This is a genomic window from Bartonella tamiae Th239 (assembly GCF_000278275.1).
In the GTDB taxonomy this organism is placed as follows: Bacteria; Pseudomonadota; Alphaproteobacteria; order Rhizobiales; family Rhizobiaceae; genus Bartonella; species Bartonella tamiae.
The window spans coordinates 384,215-410,525 of sequence record NZ_JH725147.1 but is presented as its reverse complement, the minus strand read 5'-3'; the positions used below and the strand labels follow the sequence as shown (position 1 = coordinate 410,525).

Annotated in this window: 23 protein-coding genes and 2 pseudogenes; 11 read left to right on the top strand and 14 right to left on the bottom strand. The window is 38.2% G+C overall.

All coding sequences use genetic code 11. The features are described 5' to 3' along the window. Window positions 1-45: 45 nt before the first annotated feature. Both ME5_RS01970 and hrcA read right to left on the bottom strand, forming a co-directional pair. The gene (locus ME5_RS01970) at window positions 46-1,341 is read right to left on the bottom strand and encodes an ABC transporter substrate-binding protein (protein ID WP_008037945.1); all 1,296 of its coding nucleotides are present in this window, start codon (window positions 1,339-1,341) and stop codon (window positions 46-48) included. A 240-nt stretch (window positions 1,342-1,581) separates the two neighbouring features. Further along, window positions 1,582-2,652 (bottom strand): heat-inducible transcriptional repressor HrcA, encoded by a 1,071-nt coding sequence (gene hrcA / locus ME5_RS01965; protein WP_008037944.1) that lies wholly within the window; start codon window positions 2,650-2,652, stop codon window positions 1,582-1,584. Between the two features lie 293 nt (window positions 2,653-2,945). Between hrcA and rph the strand changes: the two genes are divergently transcribed. Further along, on the top strand, window positions 2,946-3,665 hold the full coding sequence (gene rph, locus ME5_RS01960) for a ribonuclease PH (RefSeq protein ID WP_008037943.1): 720 nt from the start codon (window positions 2,946-2,948) through the stop codon (window positions 3,663-3,665). Between the two features lie 249 nt (window positions 3,666-3,914). Here the strand turns inward: rph and ME5_RS10465 are convergent. Continuing rightward, window positions 3,915-4,682: pseudogene (locus tag ME5_RS10465) on the bottom strand (IS5 family transposase). A gap of 315 nt (window positions 4,683-4,997) precedes the next feature. Here ME5_RS10465 and rdgB point away from each other — a divergent pair. Both rdgB and hemW read left to right on the top strand, forming a co-directional pair. Then, the gene (gene rdgB, locus ME5_RS01955) at window positions 4,998-5,645 is read left to right on the top strand and encodes an RdgB/HAM1 family non-canonical purine NTP pyrophosphatase (RefSeq protein WP_008037942.1); all 648 of its coding nucleotides are present in this window, start codon (window positions 4,998-5,000) and stop codon (window positions 5,643-5,645) included. A gap of 101 nt (window positions 5,646-5,746) precedes the next feature. After that, complete coding sequence (gene hemW / locus ME5_RS01950) at window positions 5,747-6,961, top strand: radical SAM family heme chaperone HemW (RefSeq protein WP_008037941.1); 1,215 nt, start codon at window positions 5,747-5,749, stop codon at window positions 6,959-6,961. A 149-nt stretch (window positions 6,962-7,110) separates the two neighbouring features. On the opposite strand, the gene ME5_RS01945 is transcribed toward hemW, so the two are convergent. Beyond that, on the bottom strand, window positions 7,111-8,343 hold the full coding sequence (locus ME5_RS01945; RefSeq protein WP_008037940.1) for a cupin domain-containing protein: 1,233 nt from the start codon (window positions 8,341-8,343) through the stop codon (window positions 7,111-7,113). Between the two features lie 466 nt (window positions 8,344-8,809). Between ME5_RS01945 and argB the strand changes: the two genes are divergently transcribed. From argB to lepA, 5 genes are all read left to right on the top strand, one after another. Then, window positions 8,810-9,733: an acetylglutamate kinase gene (argB, locus tag ME5_RS01940; RefSeq protein ID WP_008037939.1), complete on the top strand. Its 924-nt coding sequence runs from the start codon at window positions 8,810-8,812 to the stop codon at window positions 9,731-9,733. A gap of 212 nt (window positions 9,734-9,945) precedes the next feature. Beyond that, window positions 9,946-10,692, top strand: a complete 747-nt coding sequence (locus ME5_RS01935; protein WP_008037938.1) for a pyrimidine 5'-nucleotidase — start codon at window positions 9,946-9,948, stop codon at window positions 10,690-10,692. A 74-nt stretch (window positions 10,693-10,766) separates the two neighbouring features. Next, on the top strand, window positions 10,767-11,669 hold the full coding sequence (locus ME5_RS01930) for a DMT family transporter (RefSeq protein WP_008037937.1): 903 nt from the start codon (window positions 10,767-10,769) through the stop codon (window positions 11,667-11,669). 468 nt (window positions 11,670-12,137) lie between these two features. Then, complete coding sequence (locus tag ME5_RS01925) at window positions 12,138-12,923, top strand: hypothetical protein (RefSeq protein WP_008037936.1); 786 nt, start codon at window positions 12,138-12,140, stop codon at window positions 12,921-12,923. A 405-nt stretch (window positions 12,924-13,328) separates the two neighbouring features. Further along, the gene (gene lepA, locus ME5_RS01920; RefSeq protein ID WP_035000349.1) at window positions 13,329-15,134 is read left to right on the top strand and encodes a translation elongation factor 4; all 1,806 of its coding nucleotides are present in this window, start codon (window positions 13,329-13,331) and stop codon (window positions 15,132-15,134) included. 379 nt (window positions 15,135-15,513) lie between these two features. On the opposite strand, the gene ME5_RS01915 is transcribed toward lepA, so the two are convergent. The 6 genes from ME5_RS01915 to ME5_RS01890 form a co-directional block, all read right to left on the bottom strand. Next, complete coding sequence (locus ME5_RS01915; RefSeq protein ID WP_008037934.1) at window positions 15,514-16,290, bottom strand: hypothetical protein; 777 nt, start codon at window positions 16,288-16,290, stop codon at window positions 15,514-15,516. A 330-nt stretch (window positions 16,291-16,620) separates the two neighbouring features. Then, on the bottom strand, window positions 16,621-17,106 hold the full coding sequence (gene lspA, locus ME5_RS01910) for a signal peptidase II (RefSeq protein WP_008037933.1): 486 nt from the start codon (window positions 17,104-17,106) through the stop codon (window positions 16,621-16,623). Further along, entirely contained in the window at window positions 17,103-17,963 is an 861-nt protein-coding gene (locus tag ME5_RS01905; protein ID WP_008037932.1) for a TrmH family RNA methyltransferase, read from the bottom strand. The genes lspA and ME5_RS01905 overlap by 4 nt, the downstream gene beginning before the upstream one ends. Continuing rightward, a complete protein-coding gene (locus ME5_RS01900; RefSeq protein WP_035000397.1) occupies window positions 17,963-18,895 on the bottom strand; it encodes an RsmD family RNA methyltransferase in 933 nt (310 codons plus the stop codon). Before ME5_RS01900 ends, ME5_RS01905 begins: the two co-directional genes overlap by 1 nt. Before the next feature lie 385 nt (window positions 18,896-19,280). Then, on the bottom strand, window positions 19,281-19,592 hold the full coding sequence (locus ME5_RS01895) for a lipopolysaccharide assembly protein LapA domain-containing protein (RefSeq protein ID WP_008037930.1): 312 nt from the start codon (window positions 19,590-19,592) through the stop codon (window positions 19,281-19,283). A gap of 3 nt (window positions 19,593-19,595) precedes the next feature. After that, window positions 19,596-19,877: an integration host factor subunit beta gene (locus tag ME5_RS01890; RefSeq protein ID WP_008037929.1), complete on the bottom strand. Its 282-nt coding sequence runs from the start codon at window positions 19,875-19,877 to the stop codon at window positions 19,596-19,598. 694 nt (window positions 19,878-20,571) lie between these two features. Between ME5_RS01890 and lptC the strand changes: the two genes are divergently transcribed. From lptC to lptB, 3 genes and pseudogenes are all read left to right on the top strand, one after another. Beyond that, window positions 20,572-21,216 (top strand): LPS export ABC transporter periplasmic protein LptC, encoded by a 645-nt coding sequence (gene lptC / locus ME5_RS01885; RefSeq protein ID WP_008037928.1) that lies wholly within the window; start codon window positions 20,572-20,574, stop codon window positions 21,214-21,216. 108 nt (window positions 21,217-21,324) lie between these two features. Further along, window positions 21,325-21,927, top strand: a complete 603-nt coding sequence (locus ME5_RS01880) for an LptA/OstA family protein (protein ID WP_008037927.1) — start codon at window positions 21,325-21,327, stop codon at window positions 21,925-21,927. Between the two features lie 77 nt (window positions 21,928-22,004). Then, a pseudogene (gene lptB, locus ME5_RS01875) lies at window positions 22,005-22,736 on the top strand (LPS export ABC transporter ATP-binding protein); the annotation flags it as partial. 32 nt (window positions 22,737-22,768) lie between these two features. On the opposite strand, the gene ME5_RS01870 reads toward lptB, so the two are convergent. Genes ME5_RS01870 through ME5_RS01855 form a run of 4 tightly spaced genes read right to left on the bottom strand, consistent with a single transcriptional unit; the run spans window position 22,769 to window position 26,280 of the window. Beyond that, entirely contained in the window at window positions 22,769-23,833 is a 1,065-nt protein-coding gene (locus tag ME5_RS01870) for an ABC transporter ATP-binding protein (protein WP_008037923.1), read from the bottom strand. Window positions 23,834-23,847: 14 nt separating this feature from the next. Next, the gene (locus ME5_RS01865) at window positions 23,848-24,591 is read right to left on the bottom strand and encodes a tyrosine-protein phosphatase (protein WP_008037921.1); all 744 of its coding nucleotides are present in this window, start codon (window positions 24,589-24,591) and stop codon (window positions 23,848-23,850) included. Continuing rightward, window positions 24,588-25,463: a carbohydrate ABC transporter permease gene (locus ME5_RS01860; RefSeq protein ID WP_008037919.1), complete on the bottom strand. Its 876-nt coding sequence runs from the start codon at window positions 25,461-25,463 to the stop codon at window positions 24,588-24,590. Before ME5_RS01860 ends, ME5_RS01865 begins: the two co-directional genes overlap by 4 nt. Next, on the bottom strand, window positions 25,450-26,280 hold the full coding sequence (locus ME5_RS01855; protein ID WP_245256474.1) for a carbohydrate ABC transporter permease: 831 nt from the start codon (window positions 26,278-26,280) through the stop codon (window positions 25,450-25,452). The genes ME5_RS01860 and ME5_RS01855 overlap by 14 nt, the downstream gene beginning before the upstream one ends. Window positions 26,281-26,311 lie beyond the last annotated feature (31 nt).

Here is a 26,311-nt window from a genome sequence, read left to right as displayed (position 1 = left end):
TTGTTCATAAAATTTTAGTTGCACTCTTAAAAGTTTTTAGTGTTTTTAATCACGCATGATGGTTTCAGCATTATAATCATAAATTTTATCCATAAGTCTTGGATCCCAAAGATCTCCAACTTTAAGTTTTTTATGCGTTAAGCCTGCTTGATAAGCAAAATCAGCTACTGCCTGCCAACGCTCCTGAGGCAGGTTCAACCACGCGCCCCATTGTGTTGGATCATTTTGGTCTTTTGGTATGGAATCACCAAGCGCTATTTGCATCGTTTGCAAAATATTTTCGATGCTTTTTTTAGCTTCATTTTCGTGTTTAAAAGACATATTTCCATCACCATTCAAGATTTTTTTGTTAGTAGTTTTTTGTGGCTTTGAGTTTTTAAGTTGTGGAAACGCCTCTAACCCCATTTCTAAGGCAAGCTTTGGATACAATTTTGTAAAAATAATACCTTTATAAGCTGCACGGACAAAGCCGATCAAAAGATCTGGTTTATCTTGTAAAACATCTTTGCGTGTGACCATGGTCACACTGAAAAGCTTTTCCAAAGATTGAGGGCGTTCTAAAAAAGTCAATTTAAGACCGTTTTGCTGTATCGCGTTGAAACTATCACTATAGCTATCTAATGCATCAATATCACGATTATAAAGGGCAGCAGCAGCGCGCGCACCTGCTCCAACGGGTACAATTGTTACATCACTTTCTGAAATATTGGCATGATTTAAGGTTGCACGCAAATCGTGATAAGAAGCAGAAGCAAAACTAACCACACCAATGCGCTTATTTTTCAAATCATATATCGATGTAATGTTTGAGTCTTTCGGCACAGCAATTGAATAAGGCCAGCGTACCGTGAGCCCTGCAAAGGCAATGATAGGCACACCCTTATCAATAGCGGCTGCAATATTCAAACTGGAAGCATAAGCGATATCTGCCGAACCGCTAGTAAGAGCTTGAATAGCGGCCGTGGAGCCATTGGTATATAAAAGCTTTGGTTGAATATTTTGTTGCGCAAAATACCCCATATATTGGGGCACTGCATAAGTGAAAATTTCTTCTGCTGGTGTGACTGTATTGCGCGAAAGCGCAAGTGTTAGCTTCGTATCTTTTTTTTCATTTTCAATGTTTGAAGACAATTGAACGTTGATACTTTTATAATCTCTAACGTTTTGGAGTTGAGACATAATCATACGATCAAAGTTTTTTTGAGAAATAAAACGAGATACGGACTTATTTTTTTGAAATGCGTTTGTAGTAGATAGAGACTTTATCGTTTCATTGGGTGAAGCGGGATTTAGCCCTATTAAAAAAATAAATGCCAATATTAAGAGAAACTGTTTTTCCATTATATTTTTTTTCATTCTTCAAAACAGATTTTCACAGTCTTATGGTAAAACCATGAAAAATTTAAAACTGAGGAAAGAGAAATTGTCACCTTTCCAAAAGATACCATTTTAAACATGCTATTGATCATGGTTGCTAAAATAAGTCACAAGCATCGTCTTTTAATAGTATGCTATAAATTTTTATAAAATATTCTTAACACTTTAATCCTTATCTAATTTATTTTTAAAGTTTAAAATGCTTTATTTTAAAAGACGTGACACACGTTGTGCAGTATAATCAACCATTGGCACGATACGTGCATAATTAAGCCGTGTTGGACCAATAACACCTAATGCACCAATCACGCGTTGTTCACTATTGTGATAAGGAGCAACTACAAGAGATGAACCTGATAGAGAAAAAAGCTTATTTTCAGATCCAATAAAAATCCGAACGCCTGAACCTTCTTCTGCAAGATCAAGCAATTGCACCATACTGTCGCGCGTCTCCAGATCATCAAATAAATGACGTAATCGTTCAATATCTTCAATTGCATTGACTGAATTCAAAAGATTAGAACGCCCACGCACGATCAGTTGTGTTTTTTGTCCTTCACCTTCGCCACCCCATATCGCTAAACCAGTGTCTACTAAATGTTGCGATAAAACATCAAGTGCGGCTTTTGTTTCCGCACGCAAACGGGTAATTTCTGCACGTGCTTCACTCAAAGTACGGCCTTGAATATGGGCATTAAGAAAGTTAGTCGCCTCAGTTAATTGAGCATGAGTGACATTTTTAGGCAAATCTATAATACGATTTTCAACCGCACCATTTTGACTCACCATAACCGCTAAAGCACGTTCTGGGTCAAGACGGACAAATTCAATATGTTTTAACGTGCCTTCGCTTTTTGTCGTCAAAACAAGGCCTGCGCCTTGAGAAAGGCCTGATAATATCTGGCTTGCATCTGTTAAAAATTGCTCCACCGATTGAGCCTGTCCTGCTTCTTCGACTTGTGCTTCAATATTTTTACGTTCTTCTTGGCCTAAATTTCCGCCTTCCATGAAAGCATCGACAAAAAACCGTAAGCCTGAATGGGTAGGCAACCGACCTGCTGAGATATGAGGAGAATAAATTAAACCTAAATTTTCTAAATCGCTCATAACATTGCGGATGGTTGCTGGGGATAAAGACTGCGGCAATTGACGCGACAAATTGCGCGAACCAACGGGTTCACCTTCGAGAAGATATGTTTCGACAATATGGCGAAAAATATCGCGCGAACGTTCATCAAGACTTAACAAATCATCAGTCAATGCTCTATGTGTCATGTCATTATCACATTTAAATTTATATCTATCTTTATATATGTTTTGATAATGTATCGTCAAATGGTGCAATAATAAAAATAAGTGCTAAAAGAACTTAAAAAGAAAAACCGTCTATTTGACATGTAATCCCATATCACTATAGGACGGATGCATCATCAGCCATAAGTTAATATAATTTTTTTGTTTTATTTAAAAACAAACTTATAAAATGATATAAAATATTTCAATGAAGTATTCATAGACACAGTGTGAACCTACTATTATGAGTAGATATGAGAAAGAAAGGAAATTTTATGCGTCCATCCAAACGCACTGATAATCAAATACGCCCAGTCTCTTTTGAACGTCATGTAAGCAAACATGCCGAGGGATCGTGTTTGATAAAATTTGGCGACACACATGTTTTATGCACAGCAAGCCTTGAAGAACGTGTGCCGGGTTGGATTCGCAATTCAGGCAAAGGATGGATTACGGCTGAATATGGTATGCTACCACGATCAACAGGTGAGCGTATGCGCCGTGAAGCGTCTTCAGGTAAACAGGGGGGACGTACAATGGAAATTCAACGTCTTATTAGCCGTTCACTTCGCGCTGTCGTAGATTTAAAAGCTTTAGGCGAAATGCAAATCACTGTAGACTGTGATGTCATCCAAGCAGATGGCGGTACACGCACAGCCTCTATTACAGGGGCATGGGTTGCGCTTTATGATTGTCTGTCTTGGATGCAAGAACGCCAAATCGTTTTACGCGATAAAGTCCTTAAAGATCATGTTGCTGCAGTATCTTGTGGTATTTTTAATAATGTACCAGTTCTTGATCTTGATTATGCAGAAGATTCCAACGCCCAAACAGATGCTAATTTTGTTATGACAGGACGCGGGGGCATTGTAGAAATTCAAGGCACTGCGGAAGACAAACCATTCAGCCTTGAAGAATTCTCCACCTTAATGGAGCTTGCAAAAGGAGGCATTCACGATTTGGTTGCATTGCAAAAAAAGGCCGTTAGCGCTTAAAATACAAAGCATTATAAATCTTTATATTTTTATAAGAGACGGCATGGATTTTCAAAATTCATGCCTTTTCTTTTATATAAATTGGCATAAAGCTTCATTATCATTTACTAAAAACCGATCACTCTTTTTAAAGCCTAATCATATGATCTAAAACAAAAATCTCATTAAAAGCTTTGAAATAACATTCATACGCTCAATCTATATACTATTGTAAAAACAATCATCATTGTAAGCGTTAAACTGCTAGGCTCATGACACATTCTCATTAAGATAGAAGATGAGGGTAGCGGCGATGCAAATAGCCGAGAAGAATGTATGTGCGCATCGGTCATAGTGTGTTGCAATGCAACGCCAGTCCTTAAATTTTGCCAATAGCTTCTCAATCTTATGGCGGTACCTATAGAGGTGTCTTTCAAAGTGGATATGCGTGTTCCTTCCCTTTCTTGGAGGAATACAGGCGTTGATGTTTCTGTCAAACAATGCCTGACGGAATCAGTCTGCATCATAACCCCGGTCGATTACGAGTTCGTGTGTATCTGGCAGAACCGGCAACAGAAGAGCGGCACCCTTATAGTCACTCATCTGTCCTTCTGATCAAAGCCGGCATATGGGCTTTCTATCTTGATTGCAGACTGTATGCCGTTTTGAGCTCAAGCTACCTTTCGTGCGCCCGATGTGGCGGGGAACATCCCCTTTTTAAGAGGCGTGCTGCCGTGCGGTGTGCCTTGAGATGTGTGGCATCAATCGTGATACGTTGAGGCTTTGGGTCTTGCCCAGCAAGGGCTGTAAAGATGCGGTCAAACACACCCATTCGGCTCCAGCGGATAAAACGTTTATAGAGTGTTTTATGCCGACCATAGCCAACAGGTGCATCTTTGCATTGCAGACCATGCTTAATGACATAGACAATACTGCTGTCACCACACTGGTTATCAACACGAAAAACTCCGTGAGAAAGTTGGAAAAGGGTGATATCCGTGCCATCTGATTTTCGCTCAACAAAACTAAATCATTCATTGGTCAATCCTCCCTCGAACCAATGAAACACAAACCACCAAAAATGGACTCTATCAAATTTATAGATCCTGAAACTAGATCATAAGACAATTATACGATAATTTATGATTAGAATTTTCGTATTTTTTCGAAATATGCAAATATGATTTTTCAATTATCGCAATTGCACTATGATCTTTTATCGAAATCCGCTAATGCAATAATGAGATGCATCATCGCCCTTTTTAAACATTTTTTAAATTCATAATTTGAAATAAAAAATCTTTCTCTAAGCGATAATCAATCTAACCTTACAAGAATGGTGAAGGATTAAAAATGAGAATATTGAGTGGAAGAGATTTAATCGTTGCAACGCACAATGATGGAAAATTGCGTGAAATCGCCGATCTTATTGCTCCGTTTGGTTTTAAAACACAATCAGCTGGCGCATTAGGCTTAGCTGAACCTGAAGAGACAGGCACCACTTTTGAAGAAAATGCTTATATTAAGGCTTTAAGCGCAGCACAATTGACGGAGTTACCTGCTCTTTCTGATGACTCTGGCTTGTGCGTTGATGCACTTGATGGGGCACCAGGTGTTTATACAGCGGATTGGGCTACACAAGCAGATGGTCATCGAGATTTTGTGAAAGCTATGCAAAAAGTTGAAGATGAAATGCGCGCGCGTGGTGCCATTAAAGCAAACCAACGCGGTGGACGTTTTATCAGTGTTTTATGTCTTGCATGGCCTGATGGGCATGCAGAATATTTCCGCGGTGAAGTTGAAGGCACAATGGTTTGGCCTCCTTTAGGGCAAGACGGTTTTGGTTTTGACCCGATGTTTTTACCTAAAGGTTATCAAAAAACATTTGGTGAAATGAGTGCTGAAGAAAAACATAGTTGGAAACCTGGCGATAAACAGGCACTTTCACATAGAGCCCGTGCGTTTAAACTTTTTGCAGAAACTCTTTTGGCAAAGACATAAATACTATATTACTCAAAACTTTATCACCTTAAGGTCAGTTTAATATATGATCTAACCTTTGCGATGATATATTTTTAAGCCTCAATTTTGGAGCTGACTTTTTGAAATCAGAATCCTTTAGCGATGACCCCCTTTTAGAAGAACCTTTTGGTGTTTATGTGCATTGGCCATTTTGCGCGGCCAAATGCCCTTATTGTGATTTTAATTCCCATGTGCGTATGCAAGGTGTGGATCAACCGCGCTTTGTGGAAGGGTTTCGCCGAGAAATTGCGCATATGTATGAAAAAACAGGGCGTCGCCGTGTAACATCTGTTTTTTTTGGTGGCGGCACACCTTCATTAATGGAGCCGCACACTCTTGATGCTATTTTAAAAACAATTGATCATTTTTGGCCCTTAGAAAATGATGCTGAAATCACCATGGAAGCCAATCCATCAAGTGTAGAAGCAGATCGCTTTCATGGATATCGGGCCGCAGGTGTCAACCGTTTATCTCTTGGCGTACAAGCTTTAGATGATGATTCATTAAAAAAATTAGGACGTTTGCATAATGTCCAACAAGCACTTTATGCGATAAAACTTGCGCGGCAAATTTTCCCTCGACTATCCTTTGATTTGATTTATGCTCGACCTCATCAATCCTTATCAAATTGGAAAAATGAACTTTTACGTGCGATTGATCTTGCTGCCGATCATTTGTCGCTTTATCAACTTACAATTGAGGAAGGTACGATTTTTCATCGTCTTTTTGAAAATGGAAAACTCATCATGCCCGAAGCAGAACTTGCCGCGGACCTTTACGCTCTTACCCAAGAAGTAACGGCTTTAAACGGTTTGCCTGCTTATGAAATTTCTAATCATGCGGCGTATGGTGCGCATTCACGTCATAATCTTCTTTATTGGCGCTATCATGAATATGTTGGTGTAGGGCCTGGAGCTCATGGACGCTTCATTCCTCAAAGTGAAGTCATGACCACTGCTTCACTCAATCAAACAAGAAAACGTCTTGTAACCATAACAGAAAAACACCCTGAAACATGGCTCAATCACGTTGAAAACCAAGGACATGGAATCGTTGAAACTGAATCTTTAACATTACTTCAGCAATCAGATGAAATGCTGCTTATGGGGCTTCGTCTTTATGAAGGGCTTGATCTTTCCCGTTATGAAGCTTTGGGGGCACCTGCTTTACAAAGAGATCGAATACAAAAATTAACGGATGAGGGGCTCATTGAAGCTGTTGGAAATGCGCATCTTCGCGCCACTCCTAAAGGGCGCATTGTGCTTGACCATGTGATTGCACGCCTTGCACAATAATTATATTTATTATGAAGACTATAACCGCTAAAACATATAATATACAAATATTTAAAGTTATTTAAAAAAATATTTATATCAAAACAACACTTTAAAGAAACTGTCGAAAATTAGCTCATGCTTTTTCCGACAGTGTCATAACAGTTATTTTATTTAACGATAGGAGTTTTATCTTCGTCTTTCAGTGTGTCCATAAAGTTGGGACCAAGTTTAAGATGATCTTGAACCAATTGCTGTGGTGTTAATGCCAACCACTGTTTGAGTGAAACATCTGCATAATAATCACTTTTAAACAATTCAAAAAAACGCAAAGGCTTATCACCCGTATTTTGAACATAATGCCCCATAGCGAAAGGAACATATCCCACATCACCCGCTCTAAAATCAAAAGTTCGTGCCTGACCTTTTGCAGCAAAAACACCCATGCGACCTTCGCCTTGCAAATAATACTGCCATTCATCGTTATTAGGATGCCAATGCAGTTCACGCATCGCACCGGGTTCGAGCTCAACAAGAGCAGCAGCAATTGTTTTTGCAACTTTAAAATTGTGTGAATCAGCAATCCAAATACGACCACCATCTATTTGAATCGGTTCTTCTTCCAATAATTGATAAGAATATTCAAACGGCGTTTTCTCTCGTGTAAAAGTTAACGGAGCTTTTTCATCAACATCAGTACCTGCAAAAATATATTCTTCATCGGGAGAGGGCGTTGGACGAATATCATCAATGCTGACGCCAAAATTTTTTGCCAAAACTTCAGGTGGTACATGTTTGAACCAATCGCTGAGCAAAAACGTACTGTCTTCATCAAAATCCCCATCATCAAAAGCCAATAGAAATTCACATCCATCAGGGCCCAATCCTTGAATGGAATGGGGGTAACCTGCTGGGAAATACCATAAATCACCCTGTTCAACCACTTTGACAAACCAGCGCCCTTGTGGATCAATCATAGTTATACGCGCGCGTCCGTATGTCATAACTGACCATTCCGCTTCCTTATGCCAATGTAGTTCGCGAATACCCGCACTATTCAAACGCATATCAACGCCAGCAATGGTTGTAGCGATACCAAGTTCACGATGAGTAACCTGACGTGTCCAACCGCCTGATTGTTGGCGTACATGCGCATCAGAAAATGAAAATTTTAAATTAGGCAATGTGCCTGAATCAGTAGCAGGTGGGTTTAATAAATCAGGATTTTCTCTATCGCGCAATGGATCATGGGAACCCGGATCATCACCACCAATGCCAGCAGCTCTGCTAATATTAGGCCTTTCAGGGCGGGTTTCAGCAAATGCACCATTTGCCAATGCAACAGAACCTGCAAAGGCAAGCCCCGCGGTAGTAAAGAAATCTCTTCTTGTTTTTTCAACCATTTTATAACTCCCACAAATGAACCTTTCATTCGGTAGCGCATGATAACAAGTTTTAAGAGTATTATTTTCACGTCTTGGTGAAGAAAAGCTACAATCTTGCTTTTACTTTTCAAGACTGCGTGAACAGCTTTAAAAATATCTTTGAATTTTTAAAACACTAAATAAAGCAAAAAACCATTTTATTATACGGCGTCAAATCACACTGCTTTTGTTAAATAAAGTGGTTTTGAATCGAAGACTTTCATCATTATTTTTATAGATGCACACCGATAAAAAAATTTGTCTCATCTTCATAAAATTTGCAAATTTATAAGCCTTTTATCACCACATAATCCTATCATATGTTCGTTTTAGAAAATTAAGCTTTAAAGGGTCAAAAAGCGAAAAATAAATAATCGCATAAAGCTGTTTTCATAAAGCATAAGTTGCAGTAAAAGATGATAAGCATATTTGAGGAGATCCGTTGATGAAAGAGCAGACATTAGAACATGCTGAAATTACGGCTGCGGCCGATCTTGCTGAAAAGCAGGCAGCTTTATTATCAGCGGCTCTGCCCTATATGCAAAAATATGAAAATAAAACGGTCGTTGTTAAATATGGTGGCCATGCTATGGGCGATATGGAGCTTGGACGAGCTTTTGCCCGTGATATTGCTCTCATTAAGCAATCTGGCATTAATCCCATTGTTGTGCATGGTGGTGGTCCACAAATTGCTAAAGCCTTGCAAAAAATGGGCATTGAATCAAAATTTGAAGGTGGACTTCGCGTAACAGACGAAAAAACAGTCGAAGTGGTGGAAATGGTTTTAGCAGGATCCATCAATAAAGAAATTGTCGCAATGATCAATGCCGAAGGAGAATGGGCAATTGGCCTTTGTGGCAAAGACGGTAATATGGTTTTTGCTGAAAAAGCACGCAAAACAATCATTGATCCTGATTCTCATATTGAACGTATCCTTGATCTTGGTTACGTCGGTGAACCTGTAGACGTTGATCGCACTTTGCTTGATCTTTTGGCACGTTCCGAAATGATCCCTGTTATCGCACCCGTGGCTCCCGGACGCGATGGAAAAACTTATAATATCAATGCTGATACGTTTGCTGGTGCCATTGCTGGTGCTTTAGCCGCTAAGCGATTGCTTTTTTTAACCGATGTCGCAGGTGTTTTGGATCAAAAAGGCGCTTTAATAAAACAGCTCACCGTCACTGATGCACAAAAACTTATTCAACAAGGAGTTATTTCAGGCGGAATGATTCCAAAGGTTGAAACCTGTATTCAAGCGATCCAACGCGGCGTGGAAGGTGTGGTTATTTTAAATGGCAAAACAGCCCATTCTGTGTTGTTAGAACTTTTTACTGAAAGAGGTGCTGGTACATTACTTGTGCCATAAGATATCAATACGCGCAATGTATTAAACCCGAAACGACAATCGTCGTCACATGATGTTAAAAATTTGTTTTCATTGTGTTTTAATACAATTAAGATTTTCGTGCCTCTGACTTATAATTGCAAGCTTATTTTTAATGATTTATAATCTTTTTATGATGAAAATTTGATAAAGCGGCAAAAGAAAAAATAAATAGAATACGTAAAGCATCTTCAATGAAGAAAGAAATTATAACTCAACTATACAATGCAAAAGTCTGGGTTTTTGATCTGGATGACACGCTTTATGCACGCAGTACAGGTCTTTCGAAAGAAATTGATCAACGCATTAGTGCTTATATTAAAAAGCATTTAAAACTTTCCAATGATGAGGAAGTCGCAAAATTACGTCGCTTATTTCGTAATGATTATGGCGGCGCTCTTAATGGTTTGCGCAAAAATCATGGGGTCAATGTCGCTGAGTATCTTCATGACGTCCATACTCTTGATTATTCTGTATTAAAGCATGACAAGATTCTCCATGAGGCTCTGTTAAACATTTCGGCACGTAAATATGTTTTTACGAATGGGGATCATGGGCATGCTTTGCGAAGTCTAGCGCATCTTGGTCTTGATAATGTTTTTGATGGAATATTTGACATCAATGCTGCCAATTTATTGCCCAAGCCTTTTCCGGAAACTTATGCACTTTTTTTAAACCATTTTGCCATTGATCCACGTGAAACAGTCATGGTGGAAGACAACATGTCCAATCTTGCTATAAGCAAAAATTTAGGCATGACCACTGTTCTCATTGATGAAAAAGCATGTTTCTACGAAACAAATTTTGTTATGAAAACCTCTTTATCTCGCGATCAGACATCCAAAACAACTCCAAAAATCGATCATTTACCACTTTATGTTGATTATTGTGCACCCTCAAGTGCTGTTTTTCTGCAAAACTACATGAATTATGCTAAATGACACCAGACAAAGGCTCTCGCTTCTAAATGTCTTCAAGTTTATGATAATGAAGCACCGAAATAGGAAAATATTTGATGGAACAAGCGCCGCCGCAAAAACATCTTTGGTTTACTAAACAAGAATTGTCTCTTATCATCATCACGATTGTTTGGGGGGCAACCTTTCTTATTATCCATTTGGCTATGCGCCATAGTGGACCTTTGTTTTTCGTTGGTTTGCGCTTTGTTTCTGCGGGAGTTTTATGTGCAGTTTTGTTTTGGCGCAAAATGAAGGATATCACACGTAACGACATTATTGCAGGTGCCATGATTGGTATTGCTATTTTTCTTGGTTATAGTTTGCAAACTGCAGGTCTTCAAACCATTACAGCAACACAATCAGCCTTTATCACCGCAGTTTATGTCCCTATGGTTCCTCTCTTGCAATGGATCGTTTTTAAAAAATCACCTGGTTTAAGCAGTTGGATTGGTGCTGCTTTGGCTTTTATAGGATTAATGTTGATTTCAGGACATGGTGCTGAAGGTTTAGGTCTTTCCACAGGTGTTGTTCTTACACTTCTAGGTGCAGTGGCTATTGCCGGTGAAATATTGCTGATTGGTTTTTACGCAGCTCATGTCGATAGTCGTCGTGTTACTGTAGTACAACTTTTATGTGCAGGTTTATTGGCTTTTGCCTTTATGCCATTAAATGGTGAAGGAATTCCTGAATTTTCATGGATTTGGTTAAGTGCAGGTCTTAGTCTTGCTATTGCCAGTGCTTTGATCCAATTCACTATGAATTGGGCACAAAAATCCGTTTCTCCCACACGTGCCACCATTATTTATGCAGGAGAACCTGTATGGGCAGGTGTTTTTGGTCGTATAGCAGGTGAACGCCTACCTGTGATAGCCCTTTTAGGTGCCTTATTTATTCTTATCGGTATTTTAGTTGCTGAATTGCAACCTTCTAAATGGCGCAGAAAACAAAGCAAAAACTAAATGTTGAACACGAAATCATTTGATAATTATAAATTATAATTAAAAATTACGACTATTCATTACATGCCTCATAAGAATATATTTTAAAAAAAATGATCATTATTTCAACTATGCTCAATCATAGATAAGAGGATTGAACTATTCATTATAACGTCTTGCATCATACTGTTATTATTAAAAAAAACACATGAGTATGAATTAAAAATAATAAAGATCGTATTCTTTAAACTGATCTTGGGAGTTTTCAACGCATCTTTTTCACGCCAAAAATTTCATATTCAACAATGCTCATAAACACTAATCTATGAATCACAAATGATGATGTTCAACGTCACTATTTTTTTGTGAAAATGGAACTTTATAAAAATTTATATTGCGTATTCAGCATCGCTTTTATGTTTTCTAAAATCATGAGGAACAAAAGTGAATATCGTGCTTTTCCACAAAAAGAACAAGAAAGGAAAAGCCATGCAAATCGTGAATGCGTTGTTTGATGATCGTTTTGAGGCAGAAAAGGCTTTTGCAGCCCTCATCGCCAATAAATGTAAACAATCTGATATAAGTTTCATCACACAAAATAATGATAAGAAAGCGAGTGAATTGCTCGTTGAGGGAGATAAAACACATGGAGTGTTAAAAGGTGCCATTATTGGTGTGTTTGCTGGTATCGCTGGTGGTCTGGCCCTTATGTCCATACCCGCGGTTACTCCTGTTGATACTCTTGGCTGGCTTGCAGCCATTTTTGGAGGAGGTGCAGCAGGTGGCGCACTTGGAGCATTTGCGGGCAATATGTCAGAGGTTATGTCTAAAGCAGGAGTTGATCAAAACCAAGCACAGTTTTATCGTGATGCAGTAACAAAAGGTTCAACCCTTTTAGTGTTACGCGTACCTGATGAAAAAGCTAATGATTTACGCGCAGTTTTAGATAATTATAACTATGTTGATCCCGATCAAAGCAATTTGAATCGTCACGTTTATAATCATCAAATTCAAAAAAATCGCACCCAAAATAACAGTTATGTTGGTGAAAAGCATGTGATAGAAAGTAAAACTGGTAAAAGTCGAAATGATACTATTTATCACAAGCGCGAATATCAAAGTTTAAGAAAAGCCCATGATTGGAGCCAAGATCCTGCATGGAATGTACCAAAAAGGCAAGGATATGAAAACAAGGTTTATCCAGAGAACAAATCTGTAAACACTTCTTATACCAATGCCAACGACAATCGAAAGAGATTTTTTGATGCGTTTTGATGTGTATATGCTTAATCAAAAGAATGCGTGTGAAGATAAAAAACATAGTTTTAAGGTTTTTCCCTTTCCGCCATGGTTTCACACGCGTCTCACTCCAGCGCCAACAAAATGTGCCAAAAAACTCCTTCCTGATTAAGACAATGAAACATTGACATAATTTCCTATATCCATAGAATAAAAAAGGCTTCAATCTCCTTTATCGAAGAAACCAACAAGAGGATATATCATCCGCTTTCACTGTCTTCCTCATATTTTTTTGCTGTTTAGCACCTATTGTGCTCTTTCATTAAAATGAAGTGGATCTGAGCTTGGTATTTTGTTAATTCAATAATTGTGTGATGATTTATACTCAAAAAGCAATTTCTGCTTTGCGTTTAGGCGCGTTCCTTGCTAAATCGCTTAACTATGACAATAGATCGAGACCATATCCGTAATTTTTCTATCGTGGCGCATATTGACCATGGAAAATCAACCTTAGCAGACCGGCTTATTCAAATGACCGGTGGCCTTGATATGCGCGAGATGAAAGATCAAGTTCTCGACTCAATGGATATTGAACGCGAACGTGGCATTACCATTAAAGCACAAACTGTACGTCTGCACTATAAAGCGAAAAATGGTGAAACTTACGTTCTTAATCTCATTGACACACCAGGGCATGTGGATTTTGCTTATGAAGTGTCGCGCTCACTTTCAGCCTGTGAAGGTTCTTTATTGGTGGTTGATGCCTCACAGGGCGTGGAAGCACAAACTCTGGCCAATGTTTATCAAGCCATAGATAATAATCACGAGTTGATTGTTGTTTTAAATAAAGTGGATCTTCCTGCTGCCGAGCCAGAACGAGTAAAAGAACAAATTGAAGAGGTTATCGGTATTGATGCGACCAATGCCGTAGAAATTTCTGCCAAAACGGGCATGGGAATTGATCGTGTTCTTGATGCAATTGTTGATCAATTGCCTTCACCGCAAGAAGGGGACATTTCTAAACCGCTTAAAGCTATGTTGGTTGATAGCTGGTATGACGCTTATTTAGGTGTTATTGTATTGGTGCGCGTGATTGATGGTATTTTAAAAAAAGGGCAAACCATAAGAATGCTTGGTACAAATGCCAAGTATCCAGTTGAAAGGGTCGGTGTATTTACACCTAAAATGGTGGCTATGGACGCATTAGGGCCAGGAGAAATCGGCTTCATCACCGCCTCTATTAAGGAAGTAGCCGATACACGCGTTGGTGATACCATAACTGAAGAACGCCGTCCTTGTGACAGCGCATTACCTGGTTTTAAACCTGCGCAGCCTGTTGTTTTTTGTGGGTTATTTCCTGTTGATGCCGCTGATTTTGAAGATTTACGGGCTGCTATGGGTAAACTGCGCTTAAATGATGCAAGTTTTTCCTTTGAAATGGAAACGTCCGCAGCCTTAGGTTTTGGTTTTCGATGCGGTTTTTTAGGACTATTACACCTTGAAATTATCCAAGAGCGGCTTGAGCGTGAGTTTAACCTTGATCTTATCGCCACAGCGCCTTCGGTCGTCTATCGTATGAATATGACAGACGGGGCGGTTAAAGAACTGCACAATCCTGCCGACATGCCTGATAGTGTTAAAATCGCTTCTATTGAAGAGCCATGGATACGAGCCACCATCATGACCCCTGATGATTATTTGGGTGCTATTTTAAAACTTTGTCAAGACCGGCGTGGCATCCAAGTTGATCTGTCTTATGTTGGAACACGAGCAATGGTGACCTATGATTTGCCGCTCAATGAGGTCGTTTTTGATTTTTATGACCGTTTAAAGTCTATTTCAAAAGGTTATGCCTCATTTGATTACCAAATAACAAACTACCGTGAAGGTGATCTTGTTAAAATGTCTATTCTTGTCAATGCTGAAGCTGTAGATGCGCTTTCCATTCTTGTTCATCGCACTGCGGCCGAAAAGCGTGGACGTTTAATGTGTGAAAAATTAAAAGATCTTATCCCACAGCATATGTTTCAAATTCCTATTCAGGCGGCCATTGGGGGTAAAATTATTGCGCGCGAAACTATTCGTGCTCTACGCAAAGATGTAACAGCTAAATGTTATGGTGGTGACGTAAGCCGCAAACGCAAACTTTTAGAAAAGCAAAAAGAAGGTAAAAAACGTATGCGTCAATTTGGGAAGGTTGAAATACCTCAAGAAGCCTTTATCAGTGCTTTGAAAATGGGTGATTGATTACGATTTATCAATCATTTTATAAATATATTATTGAGACTTAAGATCACTTCATTTTAATGAAGGGGCATAATCAACCGCAATAAATAAAAAAGTAACACACAAAAAAACGACGAAGAAAGTGGAAAGAGGATGATATATCCTCTTTTTGTTTTTTCGATAAAGGAGATTGAAGCTGCTTTGTCCTTAAGTTATAAAAATTTATGTCGGCAACTGTATTAAGCCGCCTTGAAAATATTCTTATTTTCTGCGGCTTTTTTTCTCAAACAATTCCTTAGACCATTTTAGCAAAAAAATAATCCTATGCCTTATGAGTAAGGTCTAATTTTGTAAAGCTTTTACAAAATAACGCTAAAACATCAACTTATGAGCCAATTCTTTAAGGGCGCATGGTACGTGCTGGAAAAAGCAAAAAAATACGTGTCTGATTATTCAAAGCATCAACAATAGCATTTTCACTTACTTTTGCACCAAGACGCAAGCAATAACGCAATGTTGGTGGTAATGCGGAAAAAGCCTCATGTGGTTTTATCGCTTCTTGTGGCATGATATCCATCGTCACACCATTTTTTGCCATAGCCCGCAAACCAGATTGTGCACGGCAAAAATGATAAAGATAGGAAAGTTCTAAAGCATATGCTGCAGGATAGCGACTATTAAAAGCCAAACTGCCTACAACATAATCGACATCATAAAGCGCGCAATACTGTGCAATTGCGTGCCATAATAAAGCTTGAGCGCGATGGACTTTCAATGTTTCTGTAAATTCAAATGGTGAAATCGTTAAAAAACAAGGTTCTTTTTGATTCACTTGGACTTCAAAATCCCCCACAAGTCCAGCAGTTTTAAAGTTTTCGCTCACATTCAAACGTTCAGAAAGGCTCAAGCGGCATAAGGCAAGCGTTTCATCTGGCCGTTCTTTCAACGTCACGACAATAAAGTGATCGTGATCAGATAAACCATTTTTATCATGTTTCATATGCAATTGATCCGATTGACCGCGCATTGCCAATGCACGTCCAACTTTATCTAACCCATCAAAATTCTTGACAAGACGTGCTTCAAGGACACCAAGTGTTGCCAAAAATGCAGAATCTTGCACCAAAGCTCTTTTATCAAAAGCGCGATTTAGCAGTGTACGTGCGTCAACAGTCATTTTATGGCTCCTTCAAACAATAGACCCATGGGTTATTCGCGTATTTTATGAAAATTATCAGCGATTATGCATAATCTAGGCGCAACTTGTTGCACGACAATGACAATAAGGTGATTTTTTTAAGGCAATACACAATTAGCTTAGGTCATGTTTAATGAATGATAAACATCTTGGTTCCCATTAAAAAATCTTGTGTTTATAGCGGATATAAGCCTTAGAAAATAAGGCGATCATTTTAATAAACGATCAGAAAACATAACCTTTAGATATAGTGAAAGACAAATAATGGTTAGTCATTTTAAATAAGTAAAATAATTTCGTTTTCTATGATTAATTTGCGCGCTTTTCTTTTAGCCAATGTGTGACTTCATCTAAAATAATGGCAATGGCACCAATTGTTATAAATGCATCCGCAAGATTAAAAATCGCAAAATAAAAAACATTGGGTATATGAAAAGAGATATAATCAATCACATAATGAAAACGTATCCGATCGATCACATTACCAATCGCTCCTCCAATAACAAACATATACCCAAACCGCGCAAGCGATTTATTTAAATCAGCGTTTTTCCAAAGCCATAAAACAAAGCCAATAATCAAAAAAGTAAGAATGATAAGTCCCCAATCTGAAAAAGATGCGAGCATTGAAAAGGCAATGCCGGGATTACGTGCATGATAAAGAGAAAGAAAAGGTAAAAGAGCAATCTCTTCGCCTAAATTCAATGTTTGAACCACCCAATATTTTACAGCCTGATCAAGCCCGACAAGAATAATCACACCTAAAATTAAAAAATATCCAGATTTATGTTTCATAATTGTCCCTCACGCGTCTCAAGCGTCAATGCATGGCGTCGAATTTCATAAAGCATAATTCCAGTTGCAACAGCCAAATTGAGTGAATCAGCCCGTCCTTCCTGCGGAATACGTACCAATTGATCACAATTTTTACTTAAATCATCACTTAAACCTTGTTGTTCATTGCCCATGATCAAAAGCGTCGGGCCATGTTTAAAATCAGCCAAACGATAATCGACTGCACCTTTGAGATGTGTCCCAACAACTCGACCCGATGGCACTTTTGAAAATTTTTTCTTAAGTTCATCAAAATCTCCAGTGCTCAATTTATAAAGCGGCAAGGCAAATATCGATCCCATTGTTGCACGCACTGTTTCAAGAGAATAAGGGTCCGTCGTCTCACCAATAAGAATAAGTCCTTTAGCCCCCACCGCATCAGAAGTGCGAATAATGGTTCCTAGATTACCCGGATCGCGTATGCGCTCAAGCGCAACAAAAACATCACTATCACACACATGCAGATCAAGCGTGGAATGCCATTTTTGTTCAAATACACCAATAACCACTTGAGGATTATCACGCCGAGTAATGGATTCCATAATTTTTTGTGATGCTTCAATAACCAATCCACCTGCTGCAACGGTGCGTGCCGCGGTTTTTTCAATTAAAGGATGACCAAGACCGCTTTTGGCAAAAATTAGAGTACGAATTGTCCAACCAAGTTCTAAAGCATCAATGACAAGCTTTAATCCTTCTGCAAGAAACACTCGCTCCCGATCACGATTTTTCTTTTGTGACAGTGCTTTAATATCTTTTATGATGGGATTACCAAGTGAGGTAATTTCTTTAACTTGACCTGTGCGTTTTACTGTCATTATGATAAAATCCAACGGCTAAATAGAGAAGTTGAAAGCGCGCGTTTTGCTGTTTCCTCACGAATGATGAGTTCACCCGATTCAACACATCCACCAAGCCCAGTAAAGGCATCACGCATCAATTCATGAATCGCATAAAAAGACGAACGGATTGAATAAGCCGTTAAAATGACACCAATTGAATTGGCAGATAAAAGCATCCGACAATGAGTGACCATATTAGGCAAATGATCAAATAATTGCCAGACCTCGCCATGAGGCCCACGCCCATAAGCGGGAGGATCAAGCAAAATAAGATCATAATTTTTGCCTCTACGTCCTTCACGTTCCACAAATTTCATAGCATCATCGCAAATCCAGCGAATGGGATAATCACTTAAATTCGCCGTTTCTTGATTTTCTTTCGCCCATAAAATGGCTTTTTTAGAAGCATCAACATGGGTAACATGGGCGCCAGCGCGAGCAGCAATGAGTGTAGCAAGCCCTGTATAGCCAAATAAATTAAGAACATTTATAGGGCGGTTGGCTTTAGCAATCACTTTTTCAATATAACGCCAATGCGCATCTTGTTCAGGAAAAACACCCACATGACGAAAAGATGTAAAACGGCCAAGATAATGAAGGCCTTGCCAGGAAAGCGGCCAAGTTTCCCCCAAAGCTTGCTTGGGAAAATGCCATCTGCCCATACCTTCTTCATCAGTATTGCCAGTAAATATAGCATCAACATCGTTCCAGTCTTGTGCATTTAGTGCTGGCTGCCACAAAGCTTGTCCTTCTGGACGAATTATTTTTAAAGACCCATAACGTTCTAATTTCAACCCATTGCCGCTATCAATAAGAGCATAATCATCACTATAGCCCGTTTCCATAATGAAAGGGACATGTTCACTTGGACGTGTACCACTTAGCCTTGGCTGGAAAACTTGCTGCATGAGAGGGAAAGACCTAGGATCATTATTATTGTATACGCCCCCTTCTGCTTTTTTATTTTTTTGAATAGTGCACTGACTGTCTTGTGTCGGCGCATTGTTTTTTTTACTACGCGTCTGGTGATGTTTTTGCACTCTTATTTTCGTTACAGTATGACTGACTGGTTCATAATCAGTTGTTTTTTTATTTTTTTGAATTTTTGCTTTTCGCGTTGTGTTTTCACGCGTTTTTTTTAAACTGTTTTTTTTAAATGGAGTTTTCACGGTCTGGGTTTTCCAGTCTGGATTGTTTTTTTAATTATCTCATCTTTATATATTAGCATTTAATCAGATCACTTTATCATGAAATGAATGCATTTTTGAAAACTCTTTAAAACATATTAAAATTTTATGGAATATAATGCTCACTTTTTTTGGCAATATCCAATTTCAAACCTTGAAGTTCTGTTTGTGTATCTTTCAAAGCTTTTCGAAAACGATGTTGGGTAAACCAAACGGTCAAACCGCCAATCAATATGCCTATAATAAAGAAACTAAAAAGCCAAACAAAAAGTGGAGCGTAGAAAGTAAGTCCTTCTGACCCAGGTTGAAAAGGATTGAAAGTTAAAGCCACAATTTGGCGGTTAGCCACAATAAAAGCGATGAGAATTACCGCAATAGGAATCAAAATAATTAAGGCTATAATGCGTTTGGCACTCATAAACTATTTTCCGTTTAAGCGGTCACGTAATTCTTTGCCTGTTTTAAAAAAAGGGACCCATTTTTCATCAACGCTCACCGCTTCACCCGTGCGTGGATTGCGTCCATTGCGTGCAGGACGATTTTTAACCGAAAATGCACCAAATCCTCGAAGTTCCACGCGATTTCCTTCAGCAAGGGCTGCAGAAATTTCTTCAAAGACGGCACCAACAATATTTTCAACATCACGCTGAAAAAGATGGGGATTACGATTGGCAATGATTTCTACAAGTTCCGATTTAATCAAAACAGCCTCCAATTTTAAACCATACAATCAATTGATCGTCTTTCAATCTTACTCATACGTCGTCAGAATTTTTTTACAACATTTTTTTGATTAAGACCATAATATCCATCGTCATGATTAAAAAATATCTTTTAAAAGTTATTTTCAATTATCTGTCTTCATAATCTTACATGGATCAAGTGTGCTTTATACTTGATTAACATTGAACGCACAGTGACGCAAATGATCTATTTATTCAATTGCTTATTCACTTTTGACGTCCCTTCGTCAATGATATTGTATCAAAAAGTCCTTTAAAAAAAACTTTTTTTAAAAAAAACCAGCAAATTGCCGTATTTTTGTTTTGGTTTTATGAGAAAAACACCATATGAAAATGAAATATCAAAAGTGTTTAGAATTTTAAGTTATGCCTTATTTCATAAGCAATTTATGAAATCTCATTCTTTTTTCTTGTTTAGCTCGTTAGAAAATAAAGTTTTAAAATTGTAATTTGAAATTAAAGTGAGTTTTATGAACGCAATTGATTATATTTTATGTTTTTTTAAAAACGCGAATTAAATTAAAAGTAAAATGACGCCTTGAGGTATTAAAAGCAATAAAGGACATTTATTTTTATCAAACATAATGGCAACTAGAGCACTTTTAAAAAAACAAATAAGATTGTTTATCAGTTATAACTTTTATTGGAATTAGAATGAGCACAAGTTCAGAAATTTTTTCGGCTAATTATAAAACAGATGCGACTTTTAATGCCGCCCGTCGTCACTCAATACGTGTCCGTGTTTTAAAAATTATTTTGCCTATTGCAGCTCTTATCATTGCTCTGATTTTTTCATGGTTCACGTTTTTATCCGCACCTGGATCAGTTGAGCTTGTTGTTTTAAATGACGAACAAAATTCTGATGGACGCCTTACAATGACAGATCCCCAATTGGAAGGTTATACAAGCGCTAATAAGCCTTATTCTTTAAAAGCAGAAAAAGCCATTCAAAATCCTTCACAATCTGGTGTGATTGAATTACAAAATATTACTGCAGAACTTCCTTTAGGCGAGCGTGGGCAAGCCTTCGTTGAAGCAGAAGGTGGTTTTTATGATAATATTAACGGGAGATTGCAACTCAATAAACCATTTGTTGTTAAGACGAATGATGGTATGATTGCAAAACTTGCCTCTGCAGATGTTAATTTAGCAACAAGTCAGGTGAACACCAATGATCCAGTCGATATTCAACGCACAGGACAAAGATTAAAAGCAAATATTATGCAAGTGCGCGAAAATGGACAAGTAATATTTTTTGGTGGCGGTGTACATCTCATTATTGATAATACCGATCAATAAACAAGTTTTACAATAAATATAAAAAGCCAATAGAACATAGTTTTCAAAAAGGCTTGTTGATTAAGACAAAGCTCTATAAAAGCAAGTAATAGATGAATTGAGGAAAAAATGGCATTAAAACATTTACATTATAAATTACGCACATTTATTGTGATGACAATGGCATGTTTTGGAGCCTTTGGTGCAAATGCCCATGCACAACAAACCGATTTTGGTGTAAATCTTTCTGGTGGCAAAGAGCCTGTAGAATTAAACGCAGATAATTTGGAAATGCGTGATAAAGAAGGTATTGCCATTTTTACTGGCAATGTTTCAGTTGTACAAGGTGATAGAGTCTTGCGTACGTCTAAACTTATCGTTCATTATGCTCAAAACGATAAAGATGGCAATAATGCACAGCAAGCTTCAGCTTCTAATGGCGGTGGTCTTGGTTCAACAGGTGTTGAAAAAATGGAAGCATCGGGCAAAGTTTATATAAAAACAGCCACACAAGTCGCAACAGGTGATGCTGGTACGTTTGATGGTCCAGCAAATCAAATGGTTCTAACCGGTCAACCCGTCACTTTAATTGATGGTGATAATGTTGTTACAGGGTGCAAATTAACCGCACATATGGATACAGGAAAAGCCTTTCTTGAAAGCTGTAAATCAACGGGACAAAAAGGTCGGGTTTCTATAATTATGAATCGTAATGAACAGAACGGAAACTAAGCTTTATGTCGCAAAGCCCATCTGATACAATGAATGAACAAACTCGCGATCAAAATGAATCCAATGATTTACGCAATGAGCGTCTAAAAGGCACCTTAGTGGCAAGAGGCTTAACAAAAAGCTATCGTGGACGCCAGGTGGTCAATGGCGTTTCTTTTGGTGTGCGTGCGGGGGAAGCGGTTGGCATTTTGGGTCCGAATGGAGCTGGTAAAACCACCTGTTTTTATATGGTTACAGGACTTGTTGAAGTGGATAGTGGTACTATTGAAATTGATGGATTTGATGTCACCACTATGCCTATGTATCGTCGTTCTCGTTTAGGCATCGGCTATTTGCCTCAAGAAGCGTCAATTTTCCGTGGCTTATCTGTTGAAAATAATATTAAAGCGGTTTTAGAAGTTGTTGAAAAAGACCGCTATAAACGCGCTCAAGAACTTGATGCGTTATTAGAAGAATTTAAAATTGCCCATTTACGCAAAAGTGCCGCGATTGCGCTCTCGGGTGGTGAGAGAAGACGCTTAGAGATTGCCCGCGCACTTGCATCACGGCCAAATTTTATGTTGTTGGATGAACCTTTTGCCGGCATTGATCCAATAGCCATTTCAGATATTCAGCAATTGGTGCGTCATTTGACAAGCCGTGGCATTGGGGTTTTAATTACCGATCATAATGTGCGCGAAACATTAGGGCTTGTTGATCGTGCTTATATTATTCATGCAGGCCAAGTTCTGACCCATGGTCAACCAGATAATATTGTCACAAATGCTGATGTACGCAGACTTTATCTTGGGGATCAATTTTCATTATAATAATAGCTGTCATTTTGCGCGCACCATAAATCTTATTCAATACAACGCGATGTCTGACAATCAAAACACGTTATAGCAGAAAGCGGTAACGTTAAAGAAAATTGTCCGTTACGCGGCTGAAAGTTTTTCGGCAGTTGTGCTGCGATTTCTTGCTCACCCAATGCAAAATACCCAGTCATTGAACCACCCATATCCTCAACAAGATCAAGTTTAACTGGCAGACCTTTTCCTTCATCTTTTTCAAGTTGAATATCTTCTGGTCGAACGCCGACCATAATGCTTTGTCCTTTCTTGCCTTGAACAGGCAAGGAAATAGAAGTATTAGGCAAACAATCCAATTGCGCTTTATAATCATTCACAAATGTTGCTCGAATTAAGTTCATCGAGGGTGAACCAATAAAACTGGCGACAAAACTCGTTGCTGGCTTATTATATATTTGCGAAGGTGTTCCTATTTGTTCAATTTTCCCTTTGTTCATCACCACCAAAATATCGGCCAATGTCATAGCTTCTATTTGATCATGCGTAACAAAAACTGATGTTGCAGCAAGTCGACGATGAAGCTTTCGAATTTCAATTCTCATTTGAACGCGTAATTTTGCATCAAGATTAGAAAGTGGTTCATCAAAAAGAAAAATAGACGGCTCGCGTACAATTGCTCGTCCCATAGCAACACGTTGTCTTTGGCCACCAGATAATTGTGCAGGACGCCGATCAAGATAATTTTCGAGACCAAGAATTTTAGCTGCGTCATAGACCTTATTCATGCGTTCTTGTTTTGGCATAGCCGAAATTTTTAAAGGATAAGCAATATTTTGCGCGACACTCATATGAGGATAAAGAGCATAATTTTGAAAAACCATAGCACAGCCTCTAGCGTTTGGTTCTAAATTATTAACCGTTTTTCCTGCTATGGCTATTTCACCTTCACTAATATCTTCAAGGCCGGCGATCATGCGTAATAAAGTTGATTTTCCGCATCCTGATGGACCAACAATCACCACAAATGCCCCAGCTGGGACTTCCATATTTATTGCGTGAATAACTTGTTTATTTTGATATTTTTTAATCACATTTTTGATAGATAGCATCGACATAAGATTTATCCTTATTAAGAAAACAAAAGCCTTTTTTTTAAATCTAAGATATCATCTGATGTAAGACCGATGGACAAAAGCCAACGAAATATATTGCCATAACGTTCTTTGATTATTCTTAAAGTTTGCGCCATTGTTTCTTCCTCACACAAAAGCAATCGTTCAAAATCACTGTTTGGGATATTGTGCAAACCGCTATCGCGCAATAAGTATTGAGTTAAAGGTTTTATAAGTTTTCCTGTTAAAACGTAATCATCAATGATCGTTTGGTCATTAACACCTGCAATCAATAATAATATAGCTGAAATTAAACCTGTGCGATCTTTACCAGCAGAACAATGAAATAAAATTGTTCCTGATGGAGCTTGCTGCATTTTTTTAAAAACATCAACAAAAGCCGCTTGTCTCGTTTCCAAAGCCAAAAGATATAAAGCAAGTAACGCATCTTTTTGGGTCATTAAAGTCATAGGATTGAGTTCATCAAATAAAGCAATATTATGATAAATAACGCGTTGGTCGTACAAAAATGGGTTTGGCGCTTCTTTCAATTCCATACCGCTGCGTAAATCAATGATCGTTGACACACCGTATTCTACTAAACGCGTGCATTCTTCTTTTTTCAGTAAATGCAAACCATCCGCACGCAAAAAACGGCGCCATTGTGTTTTATCACCATTTTCTGTCTGATAGCCACCAAGATCACGAATATTATAAGCTGATTCAAATTTTAAATGGCGTTGATTATGTGAAATATTCATCTTATGCCTGATTTCATAAAAGAATTAACGACTTGTTTTTGTAGAACAAAATATAAAATTAATATGGGAAGACAGGCCATGGTTGATGCGGCCATAAGTGGCCCCCAAGAATTTCCCTCTTCGGACATAAACATCTGTAACCCAATTTGAATGACACTATTTTCTGCACGTCTTGAAATGAGTAATGGCCAAAAAAATTCATTCCAAGTTGATATAAATATCAATATAGCCAACGAAGCGATCGTTCCGCGCATTGAAGGGGTAATAATTTGCCACAATATACGCCAACTTCCTGCACCATCGATTCGAGCTGCTTCCACGATTTCTTTTGGAAAAGATCGCATTGCTTGAGTAAGAAGCAAAACACCTATTGCGGCAGCAGCATTAGGTAATATTAAGGCAAATATATTATCGATTAATCCTAAACGTGCTATTAAGAGATAATTGGGTATCATCACAACTTGAAACGGCACCAACCAGGTAAGAGCAATAAGCATATAAACAATCTTATCAAAACGAAATCGCCACATTGAAAATGCATAGGCGGCTAAAAGAGATGTTAATAATTGTAGTATAGTCACACATGTAGATACGATGAATGTGTTAAAAAGCATTTTTACGACAGGAATCTTATTGAGTGCATATGCATAATTTTCTAAAGAAATACTACTTGGCCAAATAGAGTGATCAAATACAGCATTCGCTGGGCGTAGAGAAGTTACAACCATCCAATAAATTGGGAAAACACATAAGAAAGATAACAATGCCATAATGATATGACCTGTTATTTTATAAGGTTTTTTTGTTACCTTTTTAGGTTTATTGATTATTAAACTTGTAAAATATTTACTGTTTGTTTTAAGCGTTATCATGAAATGAATACCTGTCAATCAGTCGAAACAAAATGAACGCCAAAAGTGCAAACCCGATAAACAACATGACTGCAGCAGCCGCGCTCCATCCTACAGCTAAGCTTGCAAAACCAAATTCCCATAAAAGATAAAAGATATTTGTGGTCGCCCCCAATGGACCGCCTCCGGTTAAAACATGTATATACGCAAAACTCCATTGTGCGCCTAATAAAATTGTCATTACAATCAAAAATAATATCGTCGAAGACAAAAGTGGGATACGAATATCTCGAATTATTTGCCATCGTGTTGCACCATCCATACGCGCTGCCTCAATAAGTGCAGTATTTATATTTGCATTTGCTGCTGACAATATGAGTGTTGAAAAACCAATAAGCTTCCAACCTGTAATGAAAATAATCGTCCAAATTGCATAATCAGGATCATTTAAAAAACGTATTGGTGTAAAACCAAAAGCTTTCAGGACCACATTCACAATGCCATAACCTGGATCAAGAAGCCAACGCCATACAGAAGCCGCAACAATCGGAGCAATAATCATTGGAATGAAAATTAATGAACGGTAGATCATGCGTGCTTTGGAAGGTAGATCATGCGTCCAAAGAGCGATAGCTAAAGGGATAAAAACAGCAATTGGAAGCAATCCAATAATATAAATTAAGGTATTCCATAAAGAATTCCACATTTTTGGCAAAGATAATACACGCTCATAATTATTGGTCCCTTGCCATATCATTGGTGAAGTTGGCAGCAAATTCCATTGATAAAAGGATAACCATAAAGCTCTTATAAGTGGCTCATAAATCCATATAAGCATAATGAAAAGCACTGGGAAAATATAATACCAA